General features: G+C 70.1%; 18 protein-coding genes and 1 pseudogene. 9 read left to right on the top strand and 10 right to left on the bottom strand.

The window, feature by feature from the left end; genetic code table 11:
- The 5 genes and pseudogenes from OC490_RS10460 to tkt form a co-directional block, all read right to left on the bottom strand.
- A pseudogene (locus OC490_RS10460) lies at nt 1-610 on the bottom strand (glucose-6-phosphate isomerase); the annotation flags it as partial.
- A complete protein-coding gene (gene opcA / locus OC490_RS10455; RefSeq protein WP_262057565.1) occupies nt 603-1,538 on the bottom strand; it encodes a glucose-6-phosphate dehydrogenase assembly protein OpcA in 936 nt (311 codons plus the stop codon). The gene opcA and the pseudogene OC490_RS10460, both read right to left, overlap by 8 nt.
- Nucleotides 1,535-3,133 (bottom strand): glucose-6-phosphate dehydrogenase, encoded by a 1,599-nt coding sequence (zwf, locus tag OC490_RS10450; protein WP_262057564.1) that lies wholly within the window; start codon nt 3,131-3,133, stop codon nt 1,535-1,537. The genes opcA and zwf overlap by 4 nt, the downstream gene beginning before the upstream one ends.
- The gene (tal, locus tag OC490_RS10445) at nt 3,130-4,275 is read right to left on the bottom strand and encodes a transaldolase (RefSeq protein WP_262057563.1); all 1,146 of its coding nucleotides are present in this window, start codon (nt 4,273-4,275) and stop codon (nt 3,130-3,132) included. The genes zwf and tal overlap by 4 nt, the downstream gene beginning before the upstream one ends.
- A gap of 19 nt (nt 4,276-4,294) precedes the next feature.
- The gene (gene tkt, locus OC490_RS10440) at nt 4,295-6,370 is read right to left on the bottom strand and encodes a transketolase (RefSeq protein ID WP_262057562.1); all 2,076 of its coding nucleotides are present in this window, start codon (nt 6,368-6,370) and stop codon (nt 4,295-4,297) included.
- Between the two features lie 146 nt (nt 6,371-6,516).
- Between tkt and OC490_RS10435 the strand changes: the two genes are divergently transcribed.
- A complete protein-coding gene (locus OC490_RS10435; protein ID WP_262057561.1) occupies nt 6,517-7,416 on the top strand; it encodes a helix-turn-helix domain-containing protein in 900 nt (299 codons plus the stop codon).
- A 190-nt stretch (nt 7,417-7,606) separates the two neighbouring features.
- Here the strand turns inward: OC490_RS10435 and OC490_RS10430 are convergent, their stop codons facing one another.
- Nucleotides 7,607-8,488 (bottom strand): alpha/beta fold hydrolase, encoded by an 882-nt coding sequence (locus OC490_RS10430; protein ID WP_262057560.1) that lies wholly within the window; start codon nt 8,486-8,488, stop codon nt 7,607-7,609.
- Nucleotides 8,489-8,746: 258 nt separating this feature from the next.
- Nucleotides 8,747-10,150: a glycoside hydrolase family 16 protein gene (locus OC490_RS10425; RefSeq protein ID WP_262057559.1), complete on the bottom strand. Its 1,404-nt coding sequence runs from the start codon at nt 10,148-10,150 to the stop codon at nt 8,747-8,749.
- A gap of 327 nt (nt 10,151-10,477) precedes the next feature.
- On the opposite strand from OC490_RS10425, the gene OC490_RS10420 reads away from it, so the two are divergent.
- On the top strand, nt 10,478-10,657 hold the full coding sequence (locus OC490_RS10420; RefSeq protein WP_262057558.1) for a hypothetical protein: 180 nt from the start codon (nt 10,478-10,480) through the stop codon (nt 10,655-10,657).
- Between the two features lie 49 nt (nt 10,658-10,706).
- Here OC490_RS10420 and OC490_RS10415 read toward each other — a convergent pair whose 3' ends face one another.
- Nucleotides 10,707-11,951, bottom strand: a complete 1,245-nt coding sequence (locus OC490_RS10415) for an Ig-like domain-containing protein (RefSeq protein WP_262057557.1) — start codon at nt 11,949-11,951, stop codon at nt 10,707-10,709.
- 341 nt (nt 11,952-12,292) lie between these two features.
- On the opposite strand from OC490_RS10415, the gene OC490_RS10410 reads away from it, so the two are divergent.
- The 3 genes from OC490_RS10410 to OC490_RS10400 all read left to right on the top strand — a co-directional run bounded on the left by OC490_RS10410 (nt 12,293) and on the right by OC490_RS10400 (nt 18,864).
- Complete coding sequence (locus tag OC490_RS10410; protein ID WP_262057556.1) at nt 12,293-14,956, top strand: FAD/NAD(P)-binding protein; 2,664 nt, start codon at nt 12,293-12,295, stop codon at nt 14,954-14,956.
- A gap of 286 nt (nt 14,957-15,242) precedes the next feature.
- Entirely contained in the window at nt 15,243-15,623 is a 381-nt protein-coding gene (locus OC490_RS10405) for an effector-associated constant component EACC1 (protein WP_262057555.1), read from the top strand.
- A complete protein-coding gene (locus OC490_RS10400) occupies nt 15,610-18,864 on the top strand; it encodes a caspase family protein (RefSeq protein ID WP_262057554.1) in 3,255 nt (1,084 codons plus the stop codon). Before OC490_RS10405 ends, OC490_RS10400 begins: the two co-directional genes overlap by 14 nt.
- A 9-nt stretch (nt 18,865-18,873) precedes the next feature.
- Here the strand turns inward: OC490_RS10400 and OC490_RS10395 are convergent, their stop codons facing one another.
- Complete coding sequence (locus tag OC490_RS10395; RefSeq protein ID WP_262057553.1) at nt 18,874-19,680, bottom strand: IclR family transcriptional regulator; 807 nt, start codon at nt 19,678-19,680, stop codon at nt 18,874-18,876.
- 23 nt (nt 19,681-19,703) lie between these two features.
- Entirely contained in the window at nt 19,704-20,129 is a 426-nt protein-coding gene (locus tag OC490_RS10390) for a MarR family winged helix-turn-helix transcriptional regulator (RefSeq protein ID WP_262057552.1), read from the bottom strand.
- A gap of 251 nt (nt 20,130-20,380) precedes the next feature.
- On the opposite strand from OC490_RS10390, the gene OC490_RS10385 reads away from it, so the two are divergent.
- The 4 genes from OC490_RS10385 to OC490_RS10370 are packed head-to-tail and all read left to right on the top strand — an operon-like array spanning nt 20,381 to nt 24,450.
- Entirely contained in the window at nt 20,381-21,298 is a 918-nt protein-coding gene (locus tag OC490_RS10385) for an SDR family NAD(P)-dependent oxidoreductase (protein ID WP_315986668.1), read from the top strand.
- Between the two features lie 20 nt (nt 21,299-21,318).
- Nucleotides 21,319-22,188, top strand: coding sequence for an amidohydrolase family protein (locus tag OC490_RS10380; protein ID WP_262057592.1), 870 nt, complete (start codon nt 21,319-21,321; stop codon nt 22,186-22,188).
- Nucleotides 22,189-22,198: 10 nt separating this feature from the next.
- Complete coding sequence (locus OC490_RS10375) at nt 22,199-23,938, top strand: acyl-CoA synthetase (RefSeq protein ID WP_262057551.1); 1,740 nt, start codon at nt 22,199-22,201, stop codon at nt 23,936-23,938.
- 56 nt (nt 23,939-23,994) lie between these two features.
- On the top strand, nt 23,995-24,450 hold the full coding sequence (locus tag OC490_RS10370) for a MaoC family dehydratase (RefSeq protein ID WP_262057550.1): 456 nt from the start codon (nt 23,995-23,997) through the stop codon (nt 24,448-24,450).
- Nucleotides 24,451-24,521 lie beyond the last annotated feature (71 nt).

The following is a 24,521-nucleotide window of genomic DNA, read 5'->3' as shown; positions in this document are numbered from 1 at the left end:
ACAGCGTCTCCGCCGGGTCGAGGTCACGGGTCGCCTCGTGCAGGTCGGCGCCGTCCACGTTCGACACGAAGCGAACCGTCAACTCGCGGTCGGTGAAGGCGCGGAGGGCTTCGTACGCCATCGCGGGACCCAGATCCGAGCCGCCGATGCCGATGTTGACGACATTGCGGATACGGCGGCCGGTGTGCCCGGTCCACTCGCCGGAGCGGACGCGGTCGGCGAAGTTCGCCATCTTGTCGAGCACCGCGTGCACGGCGGGCACCACGTTCTCGCCGTCGACCTCGATCACGGCGTCACGCGGGGCGCGCAGCGCGGTGTGCAGGACCGCGCGGTCCTCGGTGACGTTGATCTTCTCGCCGCGGAACATGGCGTCCCGCAGGCCGGACACACCGGTGGCCGTGGCGAGTTCCTGGAGGAGGGCGAGGGTCTCGTCCGTGATCAGGTGCTTGGAGTAGTCGATGCGCAGGTCGCCGACGGTGACCACGTACCGCTCCGCGCGCCCCGGGTCCGCCGCGAACAACTCACGCAACTGCGAGTGCAGTTGACCCGCGCGGTGGTCCTCCAGAGCGGTCCACTCGGGCCGCCGCACGAGCTTGGGGGAGTCAGACATGACTGGGCGTCTCCTTGGTGCCCTCGGCCCGGAGGGCGATGGCGTACATCTCGTCGGCGTCGAGGCGCCGCAGCTCCTCGGCGATGAGTTCGGAGGTGGTGCGGACCTTCAGCGCGAGGGTGCGGGAGGGCTGTCCGGGCAGGGACAGCGTTGCAAGGGGGCCGTCGGGACGGTCGATGACGATGTCGCCGGCCCCGGTGCCCAGGCGGACGGCCGTGATGACCGGCCCGTCGGTGACCACGCGGTCGATCTTCACCTTGAGGCGGGCCTCAAGCCAGCGGGCCAGCAGCTCGGCGGCCGGGTTGTCGGCCTCGCTCTCCACGGCACCCGAGGTGATCTTGGACTTGGCCTGGTCGAGGGCCGCCGCCAGCATCGAGCGCCACGGGGTCAGCCGGGTCCAGGCGAGGTCGGTGTCGCCGGGCGCGTAGGCGCGGGCGCGGGCGGCCAGCGCTTCGAGCGGGTCCGTCGCCGCGTACAGGTCGGTGATCCGGCGCTGTGCGAGGGCGCCCAGCGGGTCCTTCGCCGGGATCTCGGGCGCGTCGCCCGGCCACCACACGACGACCGGCGCGTCCGGCAGCAGCAGCGGTAGCACCACGGAGTCGGCGTGGTCGGACACCTCGCCGTAGGTCCGCAGCACGACCGTCTCGCCGGTGCCGGCGTCGGCGCCCACCCGGACCTCGGCGTCGAGGTGCGAGTTGGTGCGGTCGCGCGGGGTGCGGGCGTGCCGCTTGATGACGACCAGGGTGCGCGAGGGGTGCTCGTGCGAGGCCTCCTCGGCCGCCTTGATCGAGTCGTAGGCGTTCTCCTCGTCCGTGACGATGACCATCGTCAGGACCATGCCCACGGCAGGGGTGCCGATGTCGCGGCGACCCTGCACCAGCGCCTTGTTGATCTTGCTTGCCGTGGTGTCGCTCAGGTCGATCTTCATGGCCTGCGCCAGCTCCGTCCGTCTCGTGCGAGCATCTCGTCCGCCTCCTCGGGACCCCAACTGCCCGAGGAGTACTGCGCGGGCCTGCCGTTCTGTGCCCAGTACTCCTCGATCGGGTCGAGGATCTTCCAGGACTCTTCCACTTCCTGGTGGCGCGGGAACAGGTTGGCGTCGCCGAGCAGCACATCCAGGATGAGCCGCTCGTACGCCTCCGGGCTCGACTCCGTGAACGACTCGCCGTAGGCGAAGTCCATGGACACGTCCCGGATCTCCATCGAGGTGCCCGGCACCTTCGAACCGAACCGGACCGTCATGCCCTCGTCGGGCTGGACGCGGATGACGATCGCGTTCTGGCCCAGTTCCTCGGTGGCGTTGGAGTCGAAGGGGGAGTGCGGGGCCCGCTTGAAGACGACCGCGATCTCCGTGACGCGCCGCCCGAGCCGCTTGCCGGTGCGCAGGTAGAACGGGATGCCCGCCCAGCGGCGGTTGTCCACCTCCAGCTTGACGGCCGCGTAGGTGTCGGTCTTCGACTGCGGGTCGATGCCGTCCTCCTGGAGGTAGCCGACGACCTTCTCGCCGCCCTGCCAGCCCTCCGCGTACTGCCCGAACACCGTGTGCTCGCCCAGCTCCTTGGGGAGCCGCACCGACTTCAGCACCTTCAGCTTCTCGGTGAGCAGCGCCTCCTCGTCGAAGGCGATCGGCTCCTCCATGGCGGTCAGCGCCATGAGTTGGAGCAGGTGGTTCTGGATGACGTCACGCGCCGAACCGATGCCGTCGTAGTAGCCGGCCCGGCCCCCGATGCCGATGTCCTCGGCCATCGTGATCTGGATGTGGTCGACGTAGGACCGGTTCCAGATGGGCTCGTACATCTGGTTGGCGAAGCGCAGCGCCAGGATGTTCTGGACGGTCTCCTTGCCGAGGTAGTGGTCGATCCGGAACACCTGGTCCGGGTCGAACACCTCGTGCACGATCTTGTTCAGCTCACGCGCGCTCTTGAGGTCACGCCCGAACGGCTTCTCGATGACCGCGCGCCGCCACGCCCCCTCCGGAGCGTCCGCCAGCCCGTGCTTCTTGAGCTGCTTGACGACCTTCGGGAAGAACTTCGGCGGTACGGAGAGATAGAACGCGTAGTTGCCACTGGTACCGCGCGAGGTGTCCAGCTCGTCGACGGCCGCGCGCAGTTGCTTGAACGCGGTGTCGTCGTCGAAGTCGCCCGGGATGAACCGCATCCCCTCGGCGAGCTGCTGCCAGACCTCCTCGCGGAACTCGGTGCGGGAGTGCTCGCGCACCGAGTCGTGCACCACCTGGGCGAAGTCCTGGTCCTCCCAGTCCCGCCGGGCGAACCCGACGAGGGAGAAGCCCGGCGGCAGCATGCCCCGGTTGGCCAGGTCGTAGACGGCCGGCATCAGCTTCTTGCGGGACAGGTCACCGGTGACCCCGAAGATCACCAGCCCGGACGGACCCGCGATCCGCGGCAGCCGACGGTCCCGGGCGTCCCGCAGCGGGTTGTCCCAGCCGACGGCCGGGGCGCCCGCGATGTCCTCGACGCCGAGCGCCTGCACGGCCGTTGTCGATGTGGGAAGTTCCGCGCTCATTCCCCGTCGACCCCCTTCCCGCTCAGCGACTTCGCGACGGCACCCAGCAGGTCCTGCCAGGCCACCTCGAACTTGGCGACGCCCTCGTCCTCCAACTGCTTGACGACGGTGTCGTAGGAGATCCCCAGACGCTCTACGGCGTCCAGGTCGGCGCGGGCCTGCGCGTAGCCGCCGGTCACCGTGTCGCCGTGGATGTCACCGTGGTCGGCGGTGGCGTTCAGCGTGGCCTCGGGCATGGTGTTGACGGTGCCGGGCGCGACCAGTTCATCGACGTAGAGGGTGTCCTTGTAGGACGGGTCCTTCACGCCGGTCGAGGCCCAGAGGGGGCGCTGCTTGTTGGCGCCGACACCCGCGAGGGCGGCCCAGCGGTCACCGGCGAAGACGTCCTCGTAGGCCTCGTACGCGAGCCGCGCGTTGGCGAGCGCGGCCCTGCCCTTGAGGGCGAGGGCCTCGTCCGTGCCGAGCGCGGTCAGGCGCTTGTCGATCTCGGAGTCGACACGGGAGACGAAGAAGGAGGCGACGGAGTGGATGGTGGCGAGGTCGATGCCGGCCGCCTGCGCCTTCTCCAGGCCGGCCAGGTAGGCGTCCATGACCTCGCGGTAGCGCTCCAGGGAGAAGATCAGCGTGACGTTGACGCTGATGCCCTCGCCGATGACCTCGGTGATGGCCGGGAGACCGGCCTTCGTCGCCGGGATCTTGATCATCACGTTGGGGCGGTCCACCAGCCAGGACAGTTGCTTGGCCTCGGCGACGGTCGCCGCCGTGTGGTGCGCGAGGCGCGGGTCGACCTCGATGGAGACCCGGCCGTCCCGGCCGCCGGTCGCCTCGTGGACGGGGCGCAGGATGTCGGCGGCGGCGCGGACGTCGGCCGTGGTCATCATCCGTACGGCTTCCTCGACCGTCACCTCGCGTACGGCGAGGTCGGCGAGCTGCTCCTCGTAACCCTCGCCGGAGCCGATGGCGGCCTGGAAGATCGACGGGTTGGTGGTGACGCCGACGACGTTCTTGGTGTCGATGAGTTCGGCGAGGTTGCCGGACTCGATCCGCTTGCGCGACAGGTCGTCCAGCCAGATGGAGACGCCCTCGTCGGACAGGCGCTTGAGTGTTCCCGCGGTGGCGGTCACTTCGGTCACTGTGATCATCTTCTTTCTGGCGATCGGATCAACCGCGCGCGGCGGCGAGGGATTCCTTGGCTGCTGCGGCGACGTTCTCGGCGGTGAAACCGAACTCGGCGAACAGGGTCTTCGCATCGGCGGAGGCGCCGAAGTGTTCGAGGGAGACGATGCGTCCTGCGTCACCCACGAACCGGTACCACGTGAGACCGATCCCGGCCTCGACCGCAACGCGGGCCTTCACGGACGGCGGCAGGACGCTGTCGCGGTACTCGCGCGACTGCTCCTCGAACCACTCCACGGACGGCATCGACACCACCCGGGTGCCCACGCCCTCGGCCTCCAGCTGCTCGCGCGCCCCGACGGCGAGGTGGACCTCGGAACCGGTCGCGATGAGCACCACGTCGGGCGTCTCGGTGGAGGAGTCCTTGAGGACGTAACCGCCGCGCGCCGCATCGGAGTTGGGCGCGTACGTCGGCACACCCTGACGGGTCAGCGCGAGGCCGTGCGGGGCGGGCTTCGTGGCGTGCCGCTTGAGGATCTCGGCCCAGGCGATCGCGGTCTCGTTGGCGTCGGCGGGGCGCACGATGTTCAGGCCCGGGATGGCGCGCAGCGAGGCGAGGTGCTCGACCGGCTGGTGGGTGGGTCCGTCCTCGCCGAGACCGATGGAGTCGTGGGTCCAGACGTACGTCACCGGGAGCTGCATCAGCGCGGAGAGGCGGACGGCGTTGCGCATGTAGTCGGAGAACACCAGGAAGGTGCCGCCGTAGACACGCGTGTTGCCGTGCAGGGCGATGCCGTTCATCTCGGCCGCCATGGAGTGCTCGCGGATGCCGAAGTGGATCGTACGGCCGTACGGGTCGGCCTCCGGGAGCGGGTTGCCCTTCGGGAGGAAGGACGAGGTCTTGTCGATGGTGGTGTTGTTCGATCCGGCCAGGTCGGCGGAGCCGCCCCACAGCTCGGGCAGGACCGCGCCGAGCGCCTGGAGCACCTTGCCGGAGGCGGCGCGGGTGGCGACGGAGGAGCCCGCCTCGAACACCGGGAGGGTGTCCTCCCAGCCCTCGGGGAGCTGACCGGCGAGGACCCGGTCGAAGAGCTTCGCGCGCTCGGGCTGGGCGCCGCGCCACTTGTCGAGCTGCTTGTCCCACGCGGAGTGCGCCTCGGCGCCCCGGTCCAGGGCCCTGCGGCTGTGCGCGAGGACCTCGTCGGCGACCTCGAAGGACTGCTCCGGGTCGAAGCCGAGGACGCGCTTGGTGGCGGCGATCTCGTCGGCGCCGAGCGCGGAGCCGTGGGCGGCCTCGGTGTTCTGCGCGTTCGGGGCGGGCCAGGCGATGATCGTGCGCATCGCGATGATCGAGGGGCGCCCGGTCTCGGCCTGCGCCGTCTTGAGCGCCGTGTACAGCGCGTGCGGGTCGATGTCGCCGTCGGCGGCGGGCTCGATGCGCTGGGTGTGCCAGCCGTAGGCCTCGTAGCGCTTCAGTACGTCCTCGGAGAAGGCGGTCGCGGTGTCGCCCTCGATGGAGATGTGGTTGTCGTCGTAGACGAAGACGAGGTTGCCGAGCTGCTGGTGGCCGGCGAGGGAGGAGGCCTCGGCGGAGATGCCCTCCTCCAGGTCGCCGTCGGAGACGATGGCCCAGATCGTGTGGTCGAAGGGCGACTCGCCCTCGGGGGCCTCGGGGTCGAACAGACCGCGCTCGTAGCGGGCGGCCATCGCCATGCCCACCGCGTTCGCGACGCCCTGTCCGAGCGGGCCGGTCGTGGTCTCCACACCGGCCGTGTGCCCGTACTCGGGGTGACCAGGCGTCTTCGAACCGTGCGTCCGGAACGCCTTCAGGTCGTCCAGCTCCAGCTCGTACCCGGCGAGGTAGAGCTGCGTGTAGAGCGTCAGCGAGGTGTGGCCGGGGGAGAGGACGAAGCGGTCCCGGCCGGTCCACTCGGGATCCGCCGGATCGTGACGCATCACCTTCTGAAAGATCGTGTACGCGGCGGGAGCCAGGGCCATCGCGGTGCCCGGGTGCCCGTTGCCGACCTTCTGCACCGCGTCAGCGGCCAGAACACGGGCGGTGTCGACGGCACGACGGTCGAGATCGGTCCACTCGAAGCTGTCAGGTGTGTGCGCGTTCATCTTCAAGAAGTCCTCGGTAAGAGCGGCAGAACTGCTCGGACGTCTTCAAATCTAAAAGTCTGACTTTTACGAGGGAAGGTGCCGGTGTGCCAGCCTGTGGTGAAAGTGGGACACCGGAACCCGTACTGAGGCGGCACGAGAAGGACATGGCGGACAGAACCATCCAAGGCGTCGCGGGTGACGGCGACGTGATCAGAACGTTTCCCTTCCCTGTCGATCTGAGCGTCTGCGGCGTCGGCATGCAGGTCGGCCCGATGAGCCCCGGACGCGCCTGGCATGCCGACGCACCCCTGCACCGCGTCCACCGCATCGACTTCCATGTGGTGATGCTCTTCGACGAGGGCCCGGTCCGCCACATGATCGACTTCGCCGAGTACGAGGCGAACGCCGGCGACGTCCTGTGGATCCGCCCCGGCCAGGTCCATCACTTCTCGCGGATGGACGAGTACCGCGGCACGGTCCTGACCATGCAGCCCGGCTTCCTCCCCCGTGCCACGGTCGAGGCGACCGGCCTCTACCGCTACGACCTGCCGCCCCTGCTCCACCCCGACGAGCCCCGCCTCGCGGCCCTCCGTTCCTCACTGGGCCAGCTGCAACGCGAGTACGAGGACACCCAGACGCTCCCGCTGAGCCTCCACACCTCGGTCCTACGACACTCCCTGACGGCGTTCCTGCTACGGCTCGCGCATCTCGCGGCCAGCTCGGCGGAGGCGGCCCGGCAGCAGGCCGACACGACGTTCACGCTCTTCCGTGACGCCGTCGAGAAGGGCTTCGCCACCAACCACAGCGTCAGCGCCTACGCCGACGCCCTCGGCTACTCCCGCCGCACCCTCGTCCGCGCGGTCCGCGCCGCCACCGGTGAGACTCCCAAGGGCTTCATCGACAAGCGGGTCGTGCTGGAGGCGAAACGGCTGTTGGCCCACACGGACCTGCCGATCGGCCGCGTGGGAGCGGCAGTTGGCTTCCCCGACGCGGCCAACTTCTCCAAGTTCTTCCAGCAGCACACGGATGTGACACCGGCTGGGTTCCGGGCGGAGTTGCGGTGAGCGAGCGCGGACGGGCGGTGGCGGGGGAGCGGTGCGGCAGCCGGGGCGCACGGGTGGCCACGACCGGGTGGCGCGTGAGGCACGAGCACTGACGACGGGGCCCGGCACGTCGATCCGTGCCGGGCCCCGGGTACGCGGGCCCGAAGTGGGCCCGGTTGTCGGACGGTTCACAGGTGGTGCGCGGTGGGCCTCAGCGTGCCCGGTGCAGGAAGTCGACGACCAGGTCCGTCGTCGCCTGCGGCTGCTCCTCCGTGATCCAGTGCCCGCAGTCGGGGATGACCGCGTGCTCGACGTCGTCGGCGACACCCCGCAGTACCTCGCCGATCCCGGGGCCGAAGGTGGCCTCGCCGCCGAAGGCCAGCACCGGCATCCGGAGCCTGCCCTGCGCGAGGAACTTCTCGTTGTCGGCCGCGTCCCGACCGAACGCCAGGAACTGGGCGAAGCTCGCGCGCATCGCGCCGGGTTGTGCGTAGAGCGCCGCGTAGTGCTGGCGCTTGGCCTCGTCGAACCGCTCGGGGACCACGGAAAGCTCGTTCCAGAAGCGGTCGAGATAGATGCGCTCCCGGCCGGCGACCAGGCGCTCCATGTCGTGGCCGCCGAATCCGAAGTGCCACATGGCCGGGTCCTGCGTGATCCGGTCCCAGGGTCCGATGCCGGGCAGCGGCGCGTCGATCGCCACCCATCGACTCACCCGCTCGGGACGGGTGGCGGCGACCGCGTAGCCGACCATGATGCCGATGTCGTGCGTCACCAACTCGACCGGGCCCACGCCCAGGGCGTCCAGGACGCCCCACACGTCGGCCGCCTGGTTCTTCTTGTCGTAGCCGCCCTCGGGCTTCGACGAGAGGCCCAGCCCGCGCAGGTCGGGTGCGATGACGGTGTGGCCCTCGACGAGTGCGCTCGCCAGGTGGCCCCACATGTCGCCCGTGGTGCCGAAGCCGTGCAGCATGACGACCGCCGGCCCCTGTCCGCCGACGCGTACATGGATCGTGGCGCCGTTGGTCTCGATCGCACGCGACTCCATGCCGGCCGGGAAGGGGTGGATGCCGTCCTGATGACCGTGGTCGTTCATGGCTCTGCTCCGGATTCAAAGGTAGAAGGGCTCCGACGTCCGATCCGCGTCGCACCATCGAAGCTAGCCGACCGGTCTACTACGGTCCATCGCGCGTCGGTGGCCGTCTCCGCGGGAGCGGAGCGCTGACCTGCGATGGAAGGCAGGGGCTAGCAGCAGGGAGGAAGCCGGTCGTGATCCTGCCCCGACCGGAACGCACAGGAGCAGGGGCCTCACGCACGCATGCGTGAAGCCCCTTGTCCCCGTGGGGGGTTGCTGTCAGTGGCCGAAGTCGAACCAGTTGACGTTGACGAAGTCCGCCGGCTGGCCGCTGCTGAAGGTGAGATAGACGTCATGGGTGCCGGTGACCGAGCTGATGTTCGCCGGGACCGTCTTCCACGACTGCCAGCCCCCGGTGTTGGCCAGCGCGAAGCTGCCGATCGGGGTCGCGGTCGGACTGTCCAGGCGTACCTGCACCAGACCGCTCACCCCGCTCGCCGCACCGCTCGCGACCCGGCCGTAGAACTGGGTGGCCGCCGTGGAGCCGAAGTTGACGCCCTTGTAGAGCGCCCAGTCGCCGTTGGCTATCGAGCCGAGGTCCTGTCCGCCGCCGGTGTCCGTCGTGGTCTCGGCGACCGTGCCGGACTGGCTGTCGTAGGACTCGGCCTGGATGGCGCCGTAGGCGTCCCGGCTGCCGGTCGGCGGGGTCGTGGTACCGCTCCCACTGCCCGTGGACTGGAGTACCTGGACGTAGTCCACCGTCATCGGGTGGTTCGGGTCGGTGGCGCTGGTGGGGCCGCCGCCGTACGCCGCCGGGAAACCGCCGCCCATCGCCACGTTCAGGATGATGAAGAAGCCGTGGTTGGTGGCGTTGGCCCAGGTCGTCGCGTCGACCTGACTGGCGTTCACCGTGTGGAAGTTGACGCCGTCGAGGTAGAAGCGGATCTGCTCGGGGCTGGTGGAGCGGTCCCACTCCATGGCGTAGGTGTGGAAGCCGGCCTGACAAGTGGTGCCGGTGCAGGCGGTGTTGCCGCCGATGCCGGTCGTCTCGTTGCAGGGGCCGCCCGGGCTGGTGCCGCAATGCATCGTCGCCCAGTCGGTGTTGAGACCCTGGACGTTCTCCATGATGTCCAACTCGCCCACGCTGGGCCAGTTCTGGTAGTTGCCCCGGTAGGGCGCGCCCAGCATCCAGAACGCGGGCCAGTAGCCGAGCGCCGACGAGCCCGTGACGTTCGGCATCTGGATGCGGGCCTCGACCCGCAGCTTCCCGCCGGCCGGCGGCTGGAAGTCCGTGCGGTTGGTCTCGATCCGGCCCGAGGTCCAGTTGCCGGAGGCGTCCCGGCGCGGGGTGATCAGGAGGTTGCCGTTGCCGTCGAGTGCCACGTTGTTGGTGGAGGAGGTCATCGTCTCGACCTCGCCCGTGCCCCAGTTGGCGGCGCCGCCCGGATACGAAGTCCCGGTGTCGTACTGCCAGTTGGTGGTGGAGACGCCGGTGCCCGCGGTGCCGTTGAAGTCGTCGAGGAAGACCTGCGTCCAGCCTGTGGGGGGCGTGGGCGCGGAGGCGTCCGCGGGCAGGGTGAAGGCCGTCGCGGTGGCGAGGGCCAGGCCGAGGGTGCTGAGGGCGGCGATCACAACGCGCCGGAGGGGACGGGGTCTGCGCTGCGTGCCGGAGGTTTCACTCATGGGTGCCTCTCGGATACGGAGTGGGGGTGCGGGTGCCGCGCCTGCTGCTTGAGAGCGCTCTCACGCAGTGGGTGCGCGGTCAATGTGCTCTCAGCCACTCCGGCCGTCAAGAGGTGAAGCCGGGAAAGTCCTTTCGCTGTGCGGGAGTTCAGGTGATGAAGGCGATGAATGCGGGTGAAAGAGGAGGTTCCGAGCGGCCCTCCCCGGCGGGCGGGTCGCGAGGGGTGCCGTGGGCGGACGGGCCACGGGTCGTATCGTTCGTCTCCGGGAACCGGGCGGTCGCGGAGAGGGTCGAGGACGATGGTGGCAGTGCGCATGGTGGCATCGGTGCTGGCCACGTGGGTTGCGCTGACAGTGCTCGTGCTCGCGCCGGCGGCCCTGCCCGAGCACTGGCAGTACTACGTCTACTCGCCGGCCAGCGTGGGACTGTGGATGCTGGCCATGCTCGTCGCACCTGTGGTGGTCTGCTTCGTCAAGTGGCCGTGGATCCGCTCGGGCGGCGGATGAAGTCGCCCCACCCGCGGGCGCGGAGCAGGTGTTCGCCTGCGGCACGGCCTCAGACCGCGCTGCCCGCCTTCCAGTCCGCCCAGGACAGGTTCCAGCCGTTGAGGCCGTTGTCCGCCGCCACTGTCTTGTCGCCGGAGTTCTTCACGATGACGACGTCGCCGAGCATCGAGCTGTCGTAGAACTTGTAGCCCGCCACCGAGCTGTTGTCGGCGCCCTTGGCGTCGTGCAGGCCGACGCAGCCGTGGCTGGTGTTCTCGTGGCCGAACACCGCGGTGGACGCCCAGTAGTTGCCGTGCACGAACGTGCCGGAGGTGGTCAGGCGCTGGGCGTGCGGCACGTCGGAGATGTCGTACTCGTCGCCGAGCCCGACCGTCGAGGACTCCATACGGGTCTGCTTGAAGCGCTCGCTGATCACCATGATCCCGGACCAGGTGGTGTGCTGGGCGTTGCCGCCGCTGACCGGGTAGGTGGCGAGGGTCCTGCCGTCCCGCTTGACGACCATCTCCTTGCTCGACAGGTCGACCGTGCTGATCTGCTCGCGCCCGATGTCGAAGGTGACGTCCTTGGACTGGATACCGTAGACACTGTCCTGGCCCTCGACGTCCTTCAGGCGCAGGCTGAGCGTGATCTTCGTGCCGGCCGCCCAGTACGTCTCGGGGCGGAAGTCGAGGCGGGTGTCGCTGAACCAGTGGCCGACCACCTCGACGGCGGGTTCGGCGGTGACCGTGATCGCCTTCTGGACGGCGGCGCGGTCCTTGACGGCGTGCGTGAAGTTGATCGACACGGGCATGCCGACGCCGGAGGTCGAGTTCGCCTCGGGGGTGAAATAGCCGACGAAGGTCTCGCCGGGCGACTTGGTGGTGAAGGTCGCGGTCTTCGCGGCGGCGCCCTGCGCCTGTGCGGCGACCGTGTACTTCGTGCCCGAGTACGGGTTCTTCGTGGACGTCCATTTCGTCTTGGCCTCGTTGAAGGTCCCGGCCAGCGTGGAGCCGTCGTTGCCGGTCACCTTCACCGTGGTGAACGTGCCGTCGGCCACCGTGACTGTGACCGGGGCCGAGAAGTCGGCCTTCTTCGTACCGTCGGCGGGCGAGACCGTGACGGTCGGCGTCTTCGCGGCCTTCACCGATGCCGTCGCCGGCGCACCGCCGGACGCGGCGCTCTCCGCGGCGCCCGCCGAACTGCTGCAACCGGTCAGCACAGCCGCCGGTACCACCCCGAGCACGGTGAGGACCCCACGCCGGGACCACCTCTCCGACGACTTCTCGGACCGGTTGGATATGTGCGACACGCCCACGGCAGGCCTTCCTCCATATGTCGCGCACACCCCCTGGCCGTACGCGACGAGATCACCAGTGCCGTTGCATCCTGCGTCACTTCCATGGGTTGAGTCTTTGAATCCCAGGGCCCCAACCTGAGATTCCTGTGAAGAGAACCTGAAAGAAGGCCTGAAACCACGGTTGTCGGACGCTCCGCGCGTGTGAACAGAGTATGAAGGCGCCGGCCGGTGCCCTGAGTATCCGGTGAGATCCCCGTCCCGCCATGGCTTCCCCACCCATCCGGTCGGAAGAGTGAGGAAGGAACTGAAGGCGGAGTTCCGCTTCGGCGGCTCCGCGGCAGACCACGCCGGAGGCATTCGTGACCGAAGTCCGCAAGCGGCCCACCACGGCGATCGTCGGAGCGGGCGCGGCAGGCACCCTGACCGCCGTTCAACTCTGCGAGACGGCCACGCGCCGCCGGACCCCTCTTGATCTGGTGCTGGTCGACCCGGCCCCGGAGGCCGGCCGCGGCACCGCCTACGCGACACCCGACCCGCGCCACCGCCTCAACGTCCCCGCAGGGGGCATGAGTTGCTACCCCGACGACCCCGGCCACTTCACCCGCTGGCTGTGCCGCCACGGCGAACCCACCGTCGGCGCCGCCGACTTCGCCACCCGCTACCGCTACGGCGCCTACCTCGCCGACACCCTCGCCCAGGCCGTCGTCCGCTCCCACGGCACGGTCTCCGTACGCCGGTTGCGCACCCGCGCGGAGAGCTGTACCGGCGCCCCCGGAGGCCCGGTGCAACTCCACCTCGCCGACGGGGGACTCCTCACCGCCGACAGCGCCGTCCTCGCCACCGGCCCCGCCGCCCCCACCGCCGCCTGGGCCCCGCCCGCGCTGCGCGCCTCGCCCCGTTTCATCAACTCGCCCTGGATTCCCGGTGCGTTGGACGCCATACGCGAGGACACCACCGACATCCTCCTCGTCGGTACCGGCCTCACCGCCGTCGACCTCGCCCTCACCCTCGACCGCCCCGAACGCACCGTGCACGCCGCCTCCCGCAGCGGACTCCTGCCGCAGCCGCACGCGTTGGGACCGGCCGGCCCGATGGACGCACCCACGTGGCCGCGCGACCTGACCCTGGGCGGACTGCGCCGGACCGTCTACCGGCACGTCAGCCGCTCCGTGCGCACCCACGGCGACTGGCGACCCGCACTGGACAGCCTGCGCCCGCACACCGCGCGCCTCTGGCACAGCCTCACCCCCGAAGAACGCGCGGAGTTCCTCGCCCACGAGAGCGCGATCTGGAACACCCACCGGCACCGCATGGCCCCCGCCACCGCCGAATCGGTCACCCGGGCCCGCACCGCACGACGCCTCCGGGTGCACACGGGCACGATCGCCGACGCGGGGGAAGTCGACGGGCAGTTGGCGGTCACACTCTCCAACGGCCGTACGCTGCGCGTCGGGTGGGTCATCGACTGCACAGGTCCGGGGCAACGGCTCGAAGACCCGCTGTGGCGCGGCCTGTTCGACACGGGAAGGGCGGTGCCGGGGCCGCTCGGCATGGGAGTCGCCACCCGTGACGGACGGCTCCTCGACGCCCAAGGCCGCTGCGCACGGCCCCTGTTCACCCTCGGCGCCCCACGGCGCGGCGAACTCTGGGAGACCACCGCGATCCCCGAGATCCGCGTCCAGGCCGCTGCCCTGGCCCGGCAACTGCTCGCACCACCGGCCCGCCGCACCGCCCGCCGCAGGCCCGTCGACGGACTCGGACTCCCGCTCTCCACCCACGCCGAGGCCGCCACCGCATACCGCAGCGGACTCGACCGGGTCCTCAAAGTGCGCGCCGGCGCCGAGGACGCGTTCGCCCGCGCGGTCGCGCTGGACCCCGGATTCGCCCTGGGCCACGCGGCGTTGGCCCTCCTCGGCCACGAGTGCGGGGCCGCGGTCGACGTGCCCCGCGCCCTCGCCGAAGCCCAGCGCTGCGCCCAGGAACGGGCCGACGAGCGGGAGCGGTCCTTCGTGGACGTGATCACCCGCCGCGTTCAATTCACCGACGGGGACCGCGCGTTGATACGGCACCTCGACACCCACCCCGCCGACGCGCTCGCCCTCGCCGCCGCCGTACCCACCATCGCGTTCTCCGGTGTCACCGACCTGGACGACGACTACGCGCTCCGCCTGGCCGAGCGCACGTCCCCCGCCTACGACGGGCACTGGTTCCACACCTCGCTGCTCGCGTTCCTGCGCCAGGAGCAGGGCCGGCTGCACGAGGCGGGCGAACTCGCCCACCGCGCCCTGGGAGTCGAGCCCGCCTCCGGGCACGCCGTGCACGCGCTGGCCCACGTCCACTACGAGTCCGGCGCCCACGAGGCGGGCCGGGACTGGCTCGACGGCTGGGTGTCAGGACAGGGCCGGGGCGCGGTCCACCGGGCCCACTTCTCCTGGCACATCGCCCTGCACGAACTCGCGTTGGACGACCACGCCGCCGTACGCAGGCGCTGGTTCGCCCAGTTGGCGCCCGGGCGGGTGACCGGGGTACGCGCGCTTGTTGATTCGGGGTCCCTGCTGTGGCGGGCCCGGCTCAGCGGCAACTGGCAGGGACAACTGCCGACTTCGGACGTCCTGGACGCCGTCGCCCGCGAGGTCCTGGAGCGCCCCGCGACCGCGTTCACCGCCCTGCATGTGGCGGTGGCCCTCGCCGCCGCCGGTGACCTTCCGGCGCTGCGCCGCCTCCGCGACCACGCGGCGGGGGCCGATCCGGTGCAGCGCGAGGTCGTCGCCCCGCTCTGCGAGGCCTTCGCCGCCCTCGTCGAACACCGCTTCCACGACGCGGCCCACGGCCTCGACGCACTCCTTCCGGTACTGCGCAAGGTGGGCGGCAGCGCGGCCCAACGCGAGGTCGTGGAGGAGACGTTGCTGTACGCACTGGTGTCCGCGGGGCGGTGCGACGCGGCAAGGCGCTTGCTGGACGCGCGACTTGACCGGAAGGCGGCGCCCAGGGACCGGCGGATGCTGGCGGGGTTGGCCGGGTGAGCGCGTCGGCGCTCCGTCCGTCCTGCCGTTCGAGGCCCGGCGAGCCCGTAAAGGCAGAGCATCCCTGATAGGCGAAAGGCGTGTTCGAGTACGGAACTGCTCCTGCCGCACCAAGGGCAGGGCCGTAGAACCTTAAGGCTGTCCAGTATCGCGACGGCACTGTCGCGCGGAACCTCACCGGTACGAGGGATATCGGGGTCCTCGGTATATGCATTCGACGGTGGGGAGGACGCCGCGACCCTACAATCGCCTGCGTGTCTTTGCCGCAGGACCAATGGGGGGTCGTATGCGAGTTGTCATCGCAGCTCCGGAGCATGACGACGGGCAATTGCTCGTCGACGAGCTTCACACCTGGCTCGCAGGGGACGCCGATCTGCATCGGACCGCCGAGATTCGCCGTGTCGCCCGTGACGCCGCCGGCACGATGGGTGCGCTGGATGTCATTGAGGTTGTGGTGGGTCAGGGCGTCGCCGTACTCAATCTTGCGATGGCCTACGCCAGTTGGCGCTCCACGCGGCCTGTCCCACCAGCTGTCACCGTGACTTTCCCGGGCGGCAGCGCGCTGACCGTGACTGACGACAGCCCGGAGGCACTGGAGCTCATTCTGGCCACCCTCCGTGCGACCCCGGACGGGCAGGAGGGCACGCACGGCGATGGCACAGCCTGACCCGTCTGCCGCGAGAGTGCTCATCGTCGGGGTGGGTGACTACTCCCACCTGGAACCGCTCCCGGCGGTCGCCAACAACGTACGGCGCCTCGCCGAACTGCTGCTCGACCCAGGTCTGTGGGGTCTGGCGGACGAACACTGCAGAGTGCTGCTGAACCCGACGTCGGAACGTGAAATCCTCGAAGCGGTGCACCAGATGGCATCCGAGGCCGAAGGAACATTCCTGTTCTACTTCGCGGGGCACGGTCTCCCAGAACCGCCCGACGGCCTGCATCTCGCCCTGCCGGACGCATCCATGGAACACCTCTACCGGGCTTTGGCCTACGACCGTCTCCGATCGCTGATCCTCTCCGTCTGCAAGGCTCTCCACAAGGTTGTCATCCTCGACACCTGCTTCAGCGGCCGTGCTCTCAAGGGCGTTATGGCGCCGACGGGCATCGCCGATATCGCGGGCGTCGACGGTACCTTCCTCATGACCTCCTCAGCCGAGAACCGGCGTTCGATGGCCCCGGTCGGTGCTCAGTACACGCTGTTCACCGGAGAACTCCTGGCAGTGCTGGAGCAGGGTGATCCCGATGCTGGGGACCTGCTCGACATGCACACCATCTACCGCAGGATCGAGGGCGCGCTACGCGCTGGTGGCGGGCCCGTGCCGCAGCAGCGAGCCCGCAACGGCGGCGCCGAGATCGCCCTCGTCCGCAACCGGGCTCACGTCGGATTCCGGCACCGGCCGATCTCTGGGCCGCGTACGGCCGCACTCCAGCCCGGCCACGAGAATCTGTTGCACGAGACTGTGTCGGGCTTTGTCCAACGGCTGGCCGGGCTTGTGAGGTCCGGAGAGGACGTCCAGGCGGATGCCGCGCTCGTGGCTGTCGCCAGTCGATGGCCCGAACAGCAGACGGCGAGTCTGCTCCGTGAGGTCTTTGACGTGGGCCTGACGCGTGAGGCGGCCCTCGCCTGCCGGATTGTCGCCGACCGGCCCGCGCGGGAGGTCGCCGGGTGTCTGGACGTTCTCGACCGGCTCGGGGCGCTGACAGCGGTCGACGCGCTGGTCGACGCGTTGGCTCGGACCGGTGCGTCGACCGTCGCACCCGTGGCGCGGAACCTGCGCGAGCTCGTGCCGGCTCTGACGGAGCGCCTGGTACGGGCTGCCTTCGCCGAAGCCGGACCGGACGGAGCGGCCGACCTGGTCGACGGCCTGTACCGGTGTGCGCTGGGCGAAGAGGCGCTGAACGCCCTGCGCGGGGTCTTGGCGGAGCACCACGACCCCGCGTACCTACCGGCCGCGGACACCCTGCTGGCGCTCGGTTTCACCGCGCCCGCGTACGAGATCTACCGAGCCCTGCCCGTGGCGCTCGGCGCATCGCGTCCGCAGGAGGAGACCGCACGGCTGCTGAGCTCCATGGCCGAGCACGGCGCCCACCTCCTCGCGGAGGCGCTGCTCGCCGACCTGCTCGGGGCGGGCGACCCGGCGGAGCGGGTGGGATGGGCGCTCGTCCTGGGCGCTGAAGGTCTCGACTGGGCCGACGAAGCAGCGCGGGGACTGTTGTGCTCGGCCGCCGTCGAGGATGTGCTGCGGATCCTGGAACACGTGCGGAGGGCGCGCCCCGCCGATCTCCTGCTGGTGGTGCGCTGGGCGATCGGCGAGGACCGGAGCGCGGCCGACATCGTGTCCTTCACCATGGCTCTGCGGGAGTACGGTCTGCCTCTGGACGCCATGCGCATCCTCGACGAAGCTGCGGATTCGAGTCCTGAGACGGCCGCGATCCTCATCTCGACGCTCCGCGCCGAGCGAGGGAGCGAAGCGTCCAGGCTCCTGCAACGGATGGGCGACCGCCCTCTCACGGACCGCCTCGAACTCGTGGCGTTCCTGCGTGGGCACGGTGGAGAGGATGATGCCGCCCGGATGCTCGCCGATGTCCTCGACAGGCCCGCCGAGCAACTGCTCGACGCTCTCTCTTCCCTGGCCGGGGAGGTCGACGTGGAGACCTTGCACTCCTGTATCGCCCCTTCGGCCAAGGGCAAGCAGGTGGCGCCGGTCCTTCTGGGGTACTGGCAGAGTGGGCGGGACACCGAAGCGGACCAGCTCCTGCAATTGCTCGCCGGGCGCGAGTCGCCTCTGCTGGAGGAGACGCTGTCCGCAGCCCCGCTGGTGCTGGCGTCCGAGCTTCGCCTCGAACGACACCCCGAGCGCGGACGACTGCTCGGGGTGTCGGAGACACGGTTCATACAGGACCGCTGGGCAGGGCCCCTGGCCGCTGCAGTGCCTCGTCTCGATTCCCGGACACTCTTACGCATCGTCACTTATGCCGCCGAGGGCGCCTCGCGCGGTGGTGATTGGGGGAGCTGGGTCACGGCAGGACTTCAGTCGGCTGTGCGGGAGGGGCTGCTCCAGATGCGGGTGTCCGCAGTGCTGGCCCTGATCGCGGTGCTGAGGGAGCAGCGCTCCGATTCGCCTGCCCGAGGCCCCGCAAGTGGGCGCATCTCGTCCGACCGGCTGACCTCGGGTACGGGTGGTACGCGCCCGTTGGTCTGGGTGCTGGAATCGGCTCTGGCCGACCGGGAGGACGCTCCACTCCTGCTTTCCGAACTGCTGGAGGCACCCGGGCACGCCGATCGCGTCGCCGCAGAGCTGAGTCAGGTGCTACGGACAGCTTCTCCGGACCGGGCCGCCTCGGTGTACTGGATCATGGTCCGAAACGGGCGTCCCCCCGACGCGTCGATGCTGTCCGAGATCGCGAGCCGCCCCGATGTCCTGGCTCGGTTGCGTGAGTCGGGACTCTCCCGTGGGGACGCCATGCGTATCCGGCGTGCGGGACAGGTGCTCGCGCCCCAGCAGCGCAGTCAGGTTGTGGCGGACGTCCTCGAAAACGCTCAGGGCGTCCACACGACGAGCGTCCTTCTGGAAGCGGGCACGGTCCTTCCCCGACAGCAGCTCGCTGAGCTTCTCGCATCGTTCGACGGGCAGAGCCAGCGCTACGAAGTGGACCGGGTCATTGCCGGTGCCGCCCTCCGGCCGGGAGTACTGGGGGATTGGCTGCCCGACGTACTCGCCGAGCTGGGCGGTGCCCGTAAGGACGACCTTGCGCTCCGCCTGGTGCACAAGGTGGTTCGGCGCTCGCCCGTGCGAGAGGTGGTGGACACCGCTGAGGCCCTGCGTGCGGACGGCATGCCCGAGCAGGCCGCCATGCTGGAGGAGGTGAACCAGCGCATGCGGATGACCCGCTGGCTGCACCGGTGACCTGCTCCCTCACCGCTCCGGCCGCCACCCCAGCGCCCGCGAGATCCCGCGCGCAGCGAGCCGTACCGCCGGGATCAACGCCGGTACCTGGGCGTCCACTTGGGGCACGACGACCGACACGGCTGCCACCACCGCACCGCCCGGCCCGCGTACCGGAGCGGCCACCGACAGCGCGTCGTCCGTGACCTGACGGTCGCTCACCGCCACGCCGGCGCGCCGCACTTCGGCCAGCACCCGCCGCAGCCGTACCGGATCGGTGATCGTGTACGGCGTGAAGGTCGCCAACGGGCCCGCGCAGTAGGCCTCTTGGAGGTCCGGTTCGTCGTGTGCCAGCAGGGCGAGGCCGACGCCGGTGGCGTGCAGCGGCCAGCGGGCGCCCACCCGGATGTGCACGCCGACCGCCGAACGGCCCGAGATCCACTCGGTGTAGACGACCTCCGTGCCGTCCCGCACCGCCAACTGCACGTTCTCGTGCGTCGATTCGTAGAGGTCCTCCAGGTAGGGCAGGGCCCGTTGGCGCAGGGCGAGGCCGCGGGGTGCGAGCGCCGCGATCTCCCACAGCCGCAGCCCCACGTGGTAGACGCCGGACGCGTCCCGCTCCAGCGCGCCCCACTCGGTGAGGGCGCCCGCGAGCCGGTGCGCGGTGGTCAGGGTGAGTCCGGCCCGGCGGGCGATGTCGGACAGGGACAGGGCCGTGTGCTCGTGGTCGAAGGCGGCGAGCACGGCGAGCAGCCGGTCGGGGGCGGAACGGGCGGCCGTCCCGGATCCGGCGGTGGTCGCGGACCCGGTGCCGGTCTCGGGCCGGGTGGTGGTCATCGCCGGGCCTCCTTCGTCGGGCGTCAGGCGAGTCCGTCCTCGGCGACCTGTTGCAACAGCGTGTGCAGGGTCTCCCGCTGGGTCGCGTCCAGCGGGCCGAGCAGTTCGTTGGTCACCCGCAGACCGGCCTCGTCCGTGTCGCGCAGGAAGCCGCGGCCGTCCTCCGTCAGGACCACGATGCGGCTTCGCCGGTCGTCGGGGGAAGGGCGCCGCTCGGCGAATCCCAGCTTCTCCAGGTCGTCGACCAGGCCGACGATCGCGCTCGGGTCGTAGCCGAGCCGCGTGCTCAGCTCGCGCTGGAGGGCGCCCTCGGACGTGGCCAGGAAGCGGAGCAGCGCGTAGTGGCGCAGGCGCAGGCCCGACTCCTGGAGGAACGTGTTGAAGAGCTGGCCGGAGCGCAGGCCCAGCCGGTACAGGAGGTAGCCGGTGTCCGCGTGCAGCCCGCGCATCCACGGCTCGTGCGCGTCGATCGGGGGGGTCGCGGCGTGCTGCTGGCGGGCGATGGCGGGCTCCCTGGGTCGAGGCCCCGGGCGGGGCGTGCGGCGGTTCGGGGCCAGTGTGACGCACCTGGTCCGTCAGCAACAACTATTGACGTCAACAATTATTGCTCTTAGCTTCGATCTCGAAGCCGCACCGGTGCCGCTCGTAGCCGCGTCCCGGTCGTCTTCACGGCCGTATCGCCTTGTGAAGGGACTCGCTCGTGCCCAGCATCGATCTGACCGGCAAGGTCGCCGTCGTCACCGGCAGTGGCCGGGGCCTCGGTCTCGCCTACGCGCAGGCCCTGGCCGCCCACGGCGCGTCCGTGGTCGTCAACGACATCGACGAGGCGGTGGCCGACCAGGCCGTGAAGTCGATCACCGAAGCGGGCGGCACCGCCGTCGCCGAGGTGGTCCCGGTCGGCACGACCGAGGCCGCCGAGCGGCTGGTCGACCGTGCCGTGGCGGAGTTCGGGCGGATCGATATCCTGGTCACCAACGCGGGCATCCTGCGCGACAAGGTGCTGTGGAAGATGACCGACGAGGACTTCGACGCGGTGATCACCACCCACCTCAAGGGCACCTTCACCTGCGCCCGCGCCGCCGCCGTACGGATGCGCGAACAGGGCGAGGGCGGCAGCCTGATCCTGGTCGGCTCGCCGGCCGGCCAGCGGGGCAACTTCGGCCAGACGAACTACTCGGCCGCCAAGGCCGGCATCGCCGCCTTCGCCCGCACCTGGTCGATGGAACTGGGCCGCGCCGGCATCACCGTCAACGCGATCGTGCCGGTCGCCGCGACCGCGATGACCGAGACGATCCCCGCGTTCGCCCCGTACGTCGAGGCCATGCGCGGCGGCGACCCGCTGCCCGACTTCCTCCGCAAGGGCGAGGGCTTCGGCACCCCCGAGGACTGCGCCGCCCTCGTCCCCTTCCTCGCCTCCGAGGCCGCGCGGGGCATCACCGGCCAGGCCATCGGCATCGGCGGCGACAAGGTGGCACTCTGGTCCCACCCGCAGGAGATCAGCACGGCCTACGCCGACGGCGGCTGGACCCCCGACACCCTCGCCGTCGCCTTCCCCACCTCGGTCGGCGCCGAACTCCAGTCGGTCGGCATCCCCGCGCCCAAGCTGCCGGAGGCGTGATGACACCCCCCAGGGACCCCATGGACATCGGCGAACTCGTCGCGATCGACGTCCACACCCACGCGGAGGTGTCCTCCAAGGGCCACTCCTCCCTGGACGACGACCTCCACGACGCCTCCTCCGCCTACTTCAAGGTCGAGGGCAAACGGAAGCCGACCCTGGAGGAGACCGCCGCGTACTACCGCGAGCGGAAGATGGCCGCCGTGATCTTCACGGTCGACGCCGAGTCCGCGACCGGCACCGAGCCCGTCCCGAACGAGGAGGTCGCCGAGGCCGCCGCCGCCAACGCGGACGTGCTCATCCCCTTCGCGTCCATCGACCCGTTCCGGGGCCGAGCGGGCGTGAAGCAGGCCCGGCGGCTGGTCGAGGAGTACGGCGTCAAGGGCTTCAAGTTCCACCCCAACATCCAGGGCTTCTTCCCCAACGACCGGGCCGCGGCCTACGACCTGTACGAGGTCATCGAGGAGACGGGCGCCATCGCCCTGTTCCACACCGGCCAGACGGGCATCGGCGCGGGGGTACCAGGAGGCGGCGGCATCCGCCTCAAGTACTCCAACCCCCTCCATGTGGACGACGTCGCCGCCGACTTCCCCCACCTCAAGATCATCCTGGCGCACCCGTCCTTCCCCTGGCAGGACGAGGCCCTCGCCGTCGCCACCCACAAGCCGGGCGTGCACATCGACCTGTCCGGCTGGTCGCCGAAGTACTTCCCGCCGCAGCTGGTGCAGTACGCGAACACCCTGCTCAAGGACAAGGTCCTCTTCGGCTCGGACTACCCCGTCCTCACCCCGGACCGCTGGCTCGCCGACTTCGAGAAGCTGCCCATCAAGGACGAGGTCAGGCCGAAGATCCTCAAGGAGAACGCCGCCCGCCTGCTCGGGCTGACGTAAGGGGCACCGGATGCGCAACGAGGGACTGGGGTCATGGCCCGCACGCCGGGCCCGCAAGACCCCGCACCGCACGGCTCTGGTCTACGGCGGACTGTCCACGGTCGGCGGTGGGCAGTCCGCGGAGGTCGGCGATGGATCGCCTGCGGAGGCCGGCGGTGGATCGCCCGCGGGGCACGGTAGTTCGCCGACCGGCTCCGGCAGTTCGTCGACGGTCGCCGGTGGACGGTCGTCCGGCCACGGTGGTTCGTCGGCAGTCGCCGGTGGATCGTCGTCCGGCGACGGTAGTTCGTCGACAGTCGACAGCGGATCGTCGACGGGCGGCAACGGCTCGTCGATGGACTACGGCACATTGCACACACGAACCAACCGCCTCGCCCACGCCCTGCGCGCCCGGGGCGTCCGCCGCGGTGACCGCATCGCCTACCTCGGTCCCAACCACCCCTCCTACCTGGAGACCCTGTTCGCGGCCGGCACGCTCGGCGCGGTCTTCGTCCCGCTCAACACCCGCCTCACCGCCCCCGAGATCGCCTACCAACTCGCCGACTCCGGTGCCAAGATCCTCGTCCACGGCCCGAGACACACAGCCCTCGTCGCCGGACTGCCGGGCAGCACCGACGTACGCGTCTACGTCGAAGTCGGCCCCGCATACGAGGAGTTGCTCGAAGCCGCATCCGCCGAGCCGATCGACGAGCCCGTCACGGCCGACGACACCTGCATCATCATGTACACCTCGGGCACGACCGGCCGCCCCAAGGGCGCCATGCTCACCCACGGCAACCTGACCTGGAACGCGCTCAACGTCCTCGTCGACACCGACCTGATCGCCGACGAACGCGCCCTGGTCTCCGCCCCGTTGTTCCACACGGCCGGCCTCAACATGCTCACCCTTCCGGTGCTGCTCAAGGGCGGCACCTGCGTCCTGGTCGAGTCCTTCGACCCGGACGCCACCTTCGACCTGGTCGAACGGCACCGGATCACCTTCATGTTCGGGGTGCCCACGATGTTCGACCAGATCGCCCGGCATCCCCGCTGGGCCGACGCCGACCTGTCCTCGCTGCGCATCCTCACCTGCGGCGGCTCCCCGGTCCCGTCCCCGCTGATCGCCGCGTACCAGGAGCGCGGCCTGACCTTCCTCCAGGGCTACGGCATGACGGAGGCCTCGCCCGGAACCCTGTTCCTGGACGCCGAACACGCGGTGAGCAAAGCGGGTTCGGCGGGTGTGCCGCACTTCTTCAGCGACGTACGGGTCGTCCGGCCGGACCTCACCCCTGTCGACGTCGGCGAGACCGGCGAGGTCGTGGTCCGCGGACCGCATGTCATGCCCGGCTACTGGGGGCTGCCCGAGGAGACGGCCGCGGTTTTCGCCGACGGCTGGTTCCGCAGCGGGGACGCGGCCCGGACCGACGACGACGGATACGTGTACATCGTCGACCGTATGAAGGACATGATCATTTCCGGTGGGGAGAACATCTACCCCGCCGAGATCGAGGACCTGCTGCTGGCCCACCCGGACGTCGTCGAGTGCGCGGTCATCGGGGTCGCGGACGACAAGTGGGGCGAGGTGCCGCGCGCGGTCGTCGTACCGCGGGAAGGCGCCGCGCTGGACCCCGACGAGGTGCTCGCCTCGCTGGCCGGCCGCCTGGCCAAGTACAAGATCCCCAAGTCGGTGGTGGTCGCGGACGAACTCCCGCGCACCGCCTCGGGGAAGCTCCTCAAGTCCCGGGTGCGCAAGCACTTCGGCGACCAGTAGACAGCCAAGAGACAGCCCATGGACAACCGGTAACTCCCGTAAGGAACAGGCTACTTATGAGCATCACCGTCAACGGCCTCGACGAACTCAAGAAGCTCGCGGGCAGCGACCTGGGCACCAGCGAGTGGATCGAGGTCACCCAGGAACGCATCGACACCTTCGCCGACGCGACGGGCGACCACCAGTGGATCCACGTCGACCCGGAGAAGGCCGCGGCGGGCCCCTTCGGCGCACCCATCGCCCACGGCTATCTGACCCTCTCCCTCTTCATCCCGCTCTTCACCGAACTGCTGGACGTCGAGGGCGTGTCCACGAAGGTCAACTACGGCCTGAACAAGGTGCGTTTCCCCTCGCCGGTCAAGGTGGGCTCGCGGATCCGGCTCGCCGCGAGGCTCGCCTCGGTGGAGGACGTGCCGGGAGGGGTGCAGATCGCCGTCGACGGGACGATCGAGATCGAGGGCGGGCCGAAGCCGGCGGCGGTGGTGCAGAGTCTGTCCCGTTTCTACGCATGACGCGGCATGGCGGAGATTGGCCGGTACCGGGCGGCGGCGCGGTTTTGCCGGCACGCTGCGCGCATACGAAC

The organism is Streptomyces sp. STR69 (genome assembly GCF_024519455.1).
Lineage (GTDB): Bacteria > Actinomycetota > Actinomycetes > Streptomycetales > Streptomycetaceae > Streptomyces.
The sequence above is the reverse complement of the archived record's forward strand: the minus strand, read 5'-3'. Positions and strand labels throughout refer to the sequence as shown.

Coding starts and splice junctions, on each gene's coding strand:
- OC490_RS10375 (WP_262057551.1), top strand. CDS start 22,199: ATGCGCAACGAGGGACTGGGGTCATGGCCCGCACGCCGGGCCCGCAAG.
- OC490_RS10435 (WP_262057561.1), top strand. CDS start 6,517: ATGGCGGACAGAACCATCCAAGGCGTCGCGGGTGACGGCGACGTGATC.
- OC490_RS10395 (WP_262057553.1), bottom strand. CDS start 19,680: ATGACCACCACCCGGCCCGAGACCGGCACCGGGTCCGCGACCACCGCC.
- OC490_RS10380 (WP_262057592.1), top strand. CDS start 21,319: ATGGACATCGGCGAACTCGTCGCGATCGACGTCCACACCCACGCGGAG.
- zwf (WP_262057564.1), bottom strand. CDS start 3,133: ATGAGCGCGGAACTTCCCACATCGACAACGGCCGTGCAGGCGCTCGGC.
- OC490_RS10370 (WP_262057550.1), top strand. CDS start 23,995: ATGAGCATCACCGTCAACGGCCTCGACGAACTCAAGAAGCTCGCGGGC.
- OC490_RS10405 (WP_262057555.1), top strand. CDS start 15,243: ATGCGAGTTGTCATCGCAGCTCCGGAGCATGACGACGGGCAATTGCTC.
- OC490_RS10430 (WP_262057560.1), bottom strand. CDS start 8,488: ATGAACGACCACGGTCATCAGGACGGCATCCACCCCTTCCCGGCCGGC.
- tal (WP_262057563.1), bottom strand. CDS start 4,275: ATGATCACAGTGACCGAAGTGACCGCCACCGCGGGAACACTCAAGCGC.
- opcA (WP_262057565.1), bottom strand. CDS start 1,538: ATGAAGATCGACCTGAGCGACACCACGGCAAGCAAGATCAACAAGGCG.
- OC490_RS10400 (WP_262057554.1), top strand. CDS start 15,610: ATGGCACAGCCTGACCCGTCTGCCGCGAGAGTGCTCATCGTCGGGGTG.
- OC490_RS10390 (WP_262057552.1), bottom strand. CDS start 20,129: ATGCGCGGGCTGCACGCGGACACCGGCTACCTCCTGTACCGGCTGGGC.
- tkt (WP_262057562.1), bottom strand. CDS start 6,370: ATGAACGCGCACACACCTGACAGCTTCGAGTGGACCGATCTCGACCGT.
- OC490_RS10425 (WP_262057559.1), bottom strand. CDS start 10,150: ATGAGTGAAACCTCCGGCACGCAGCGCAGACCCCGTCCCCTCCGGCGC.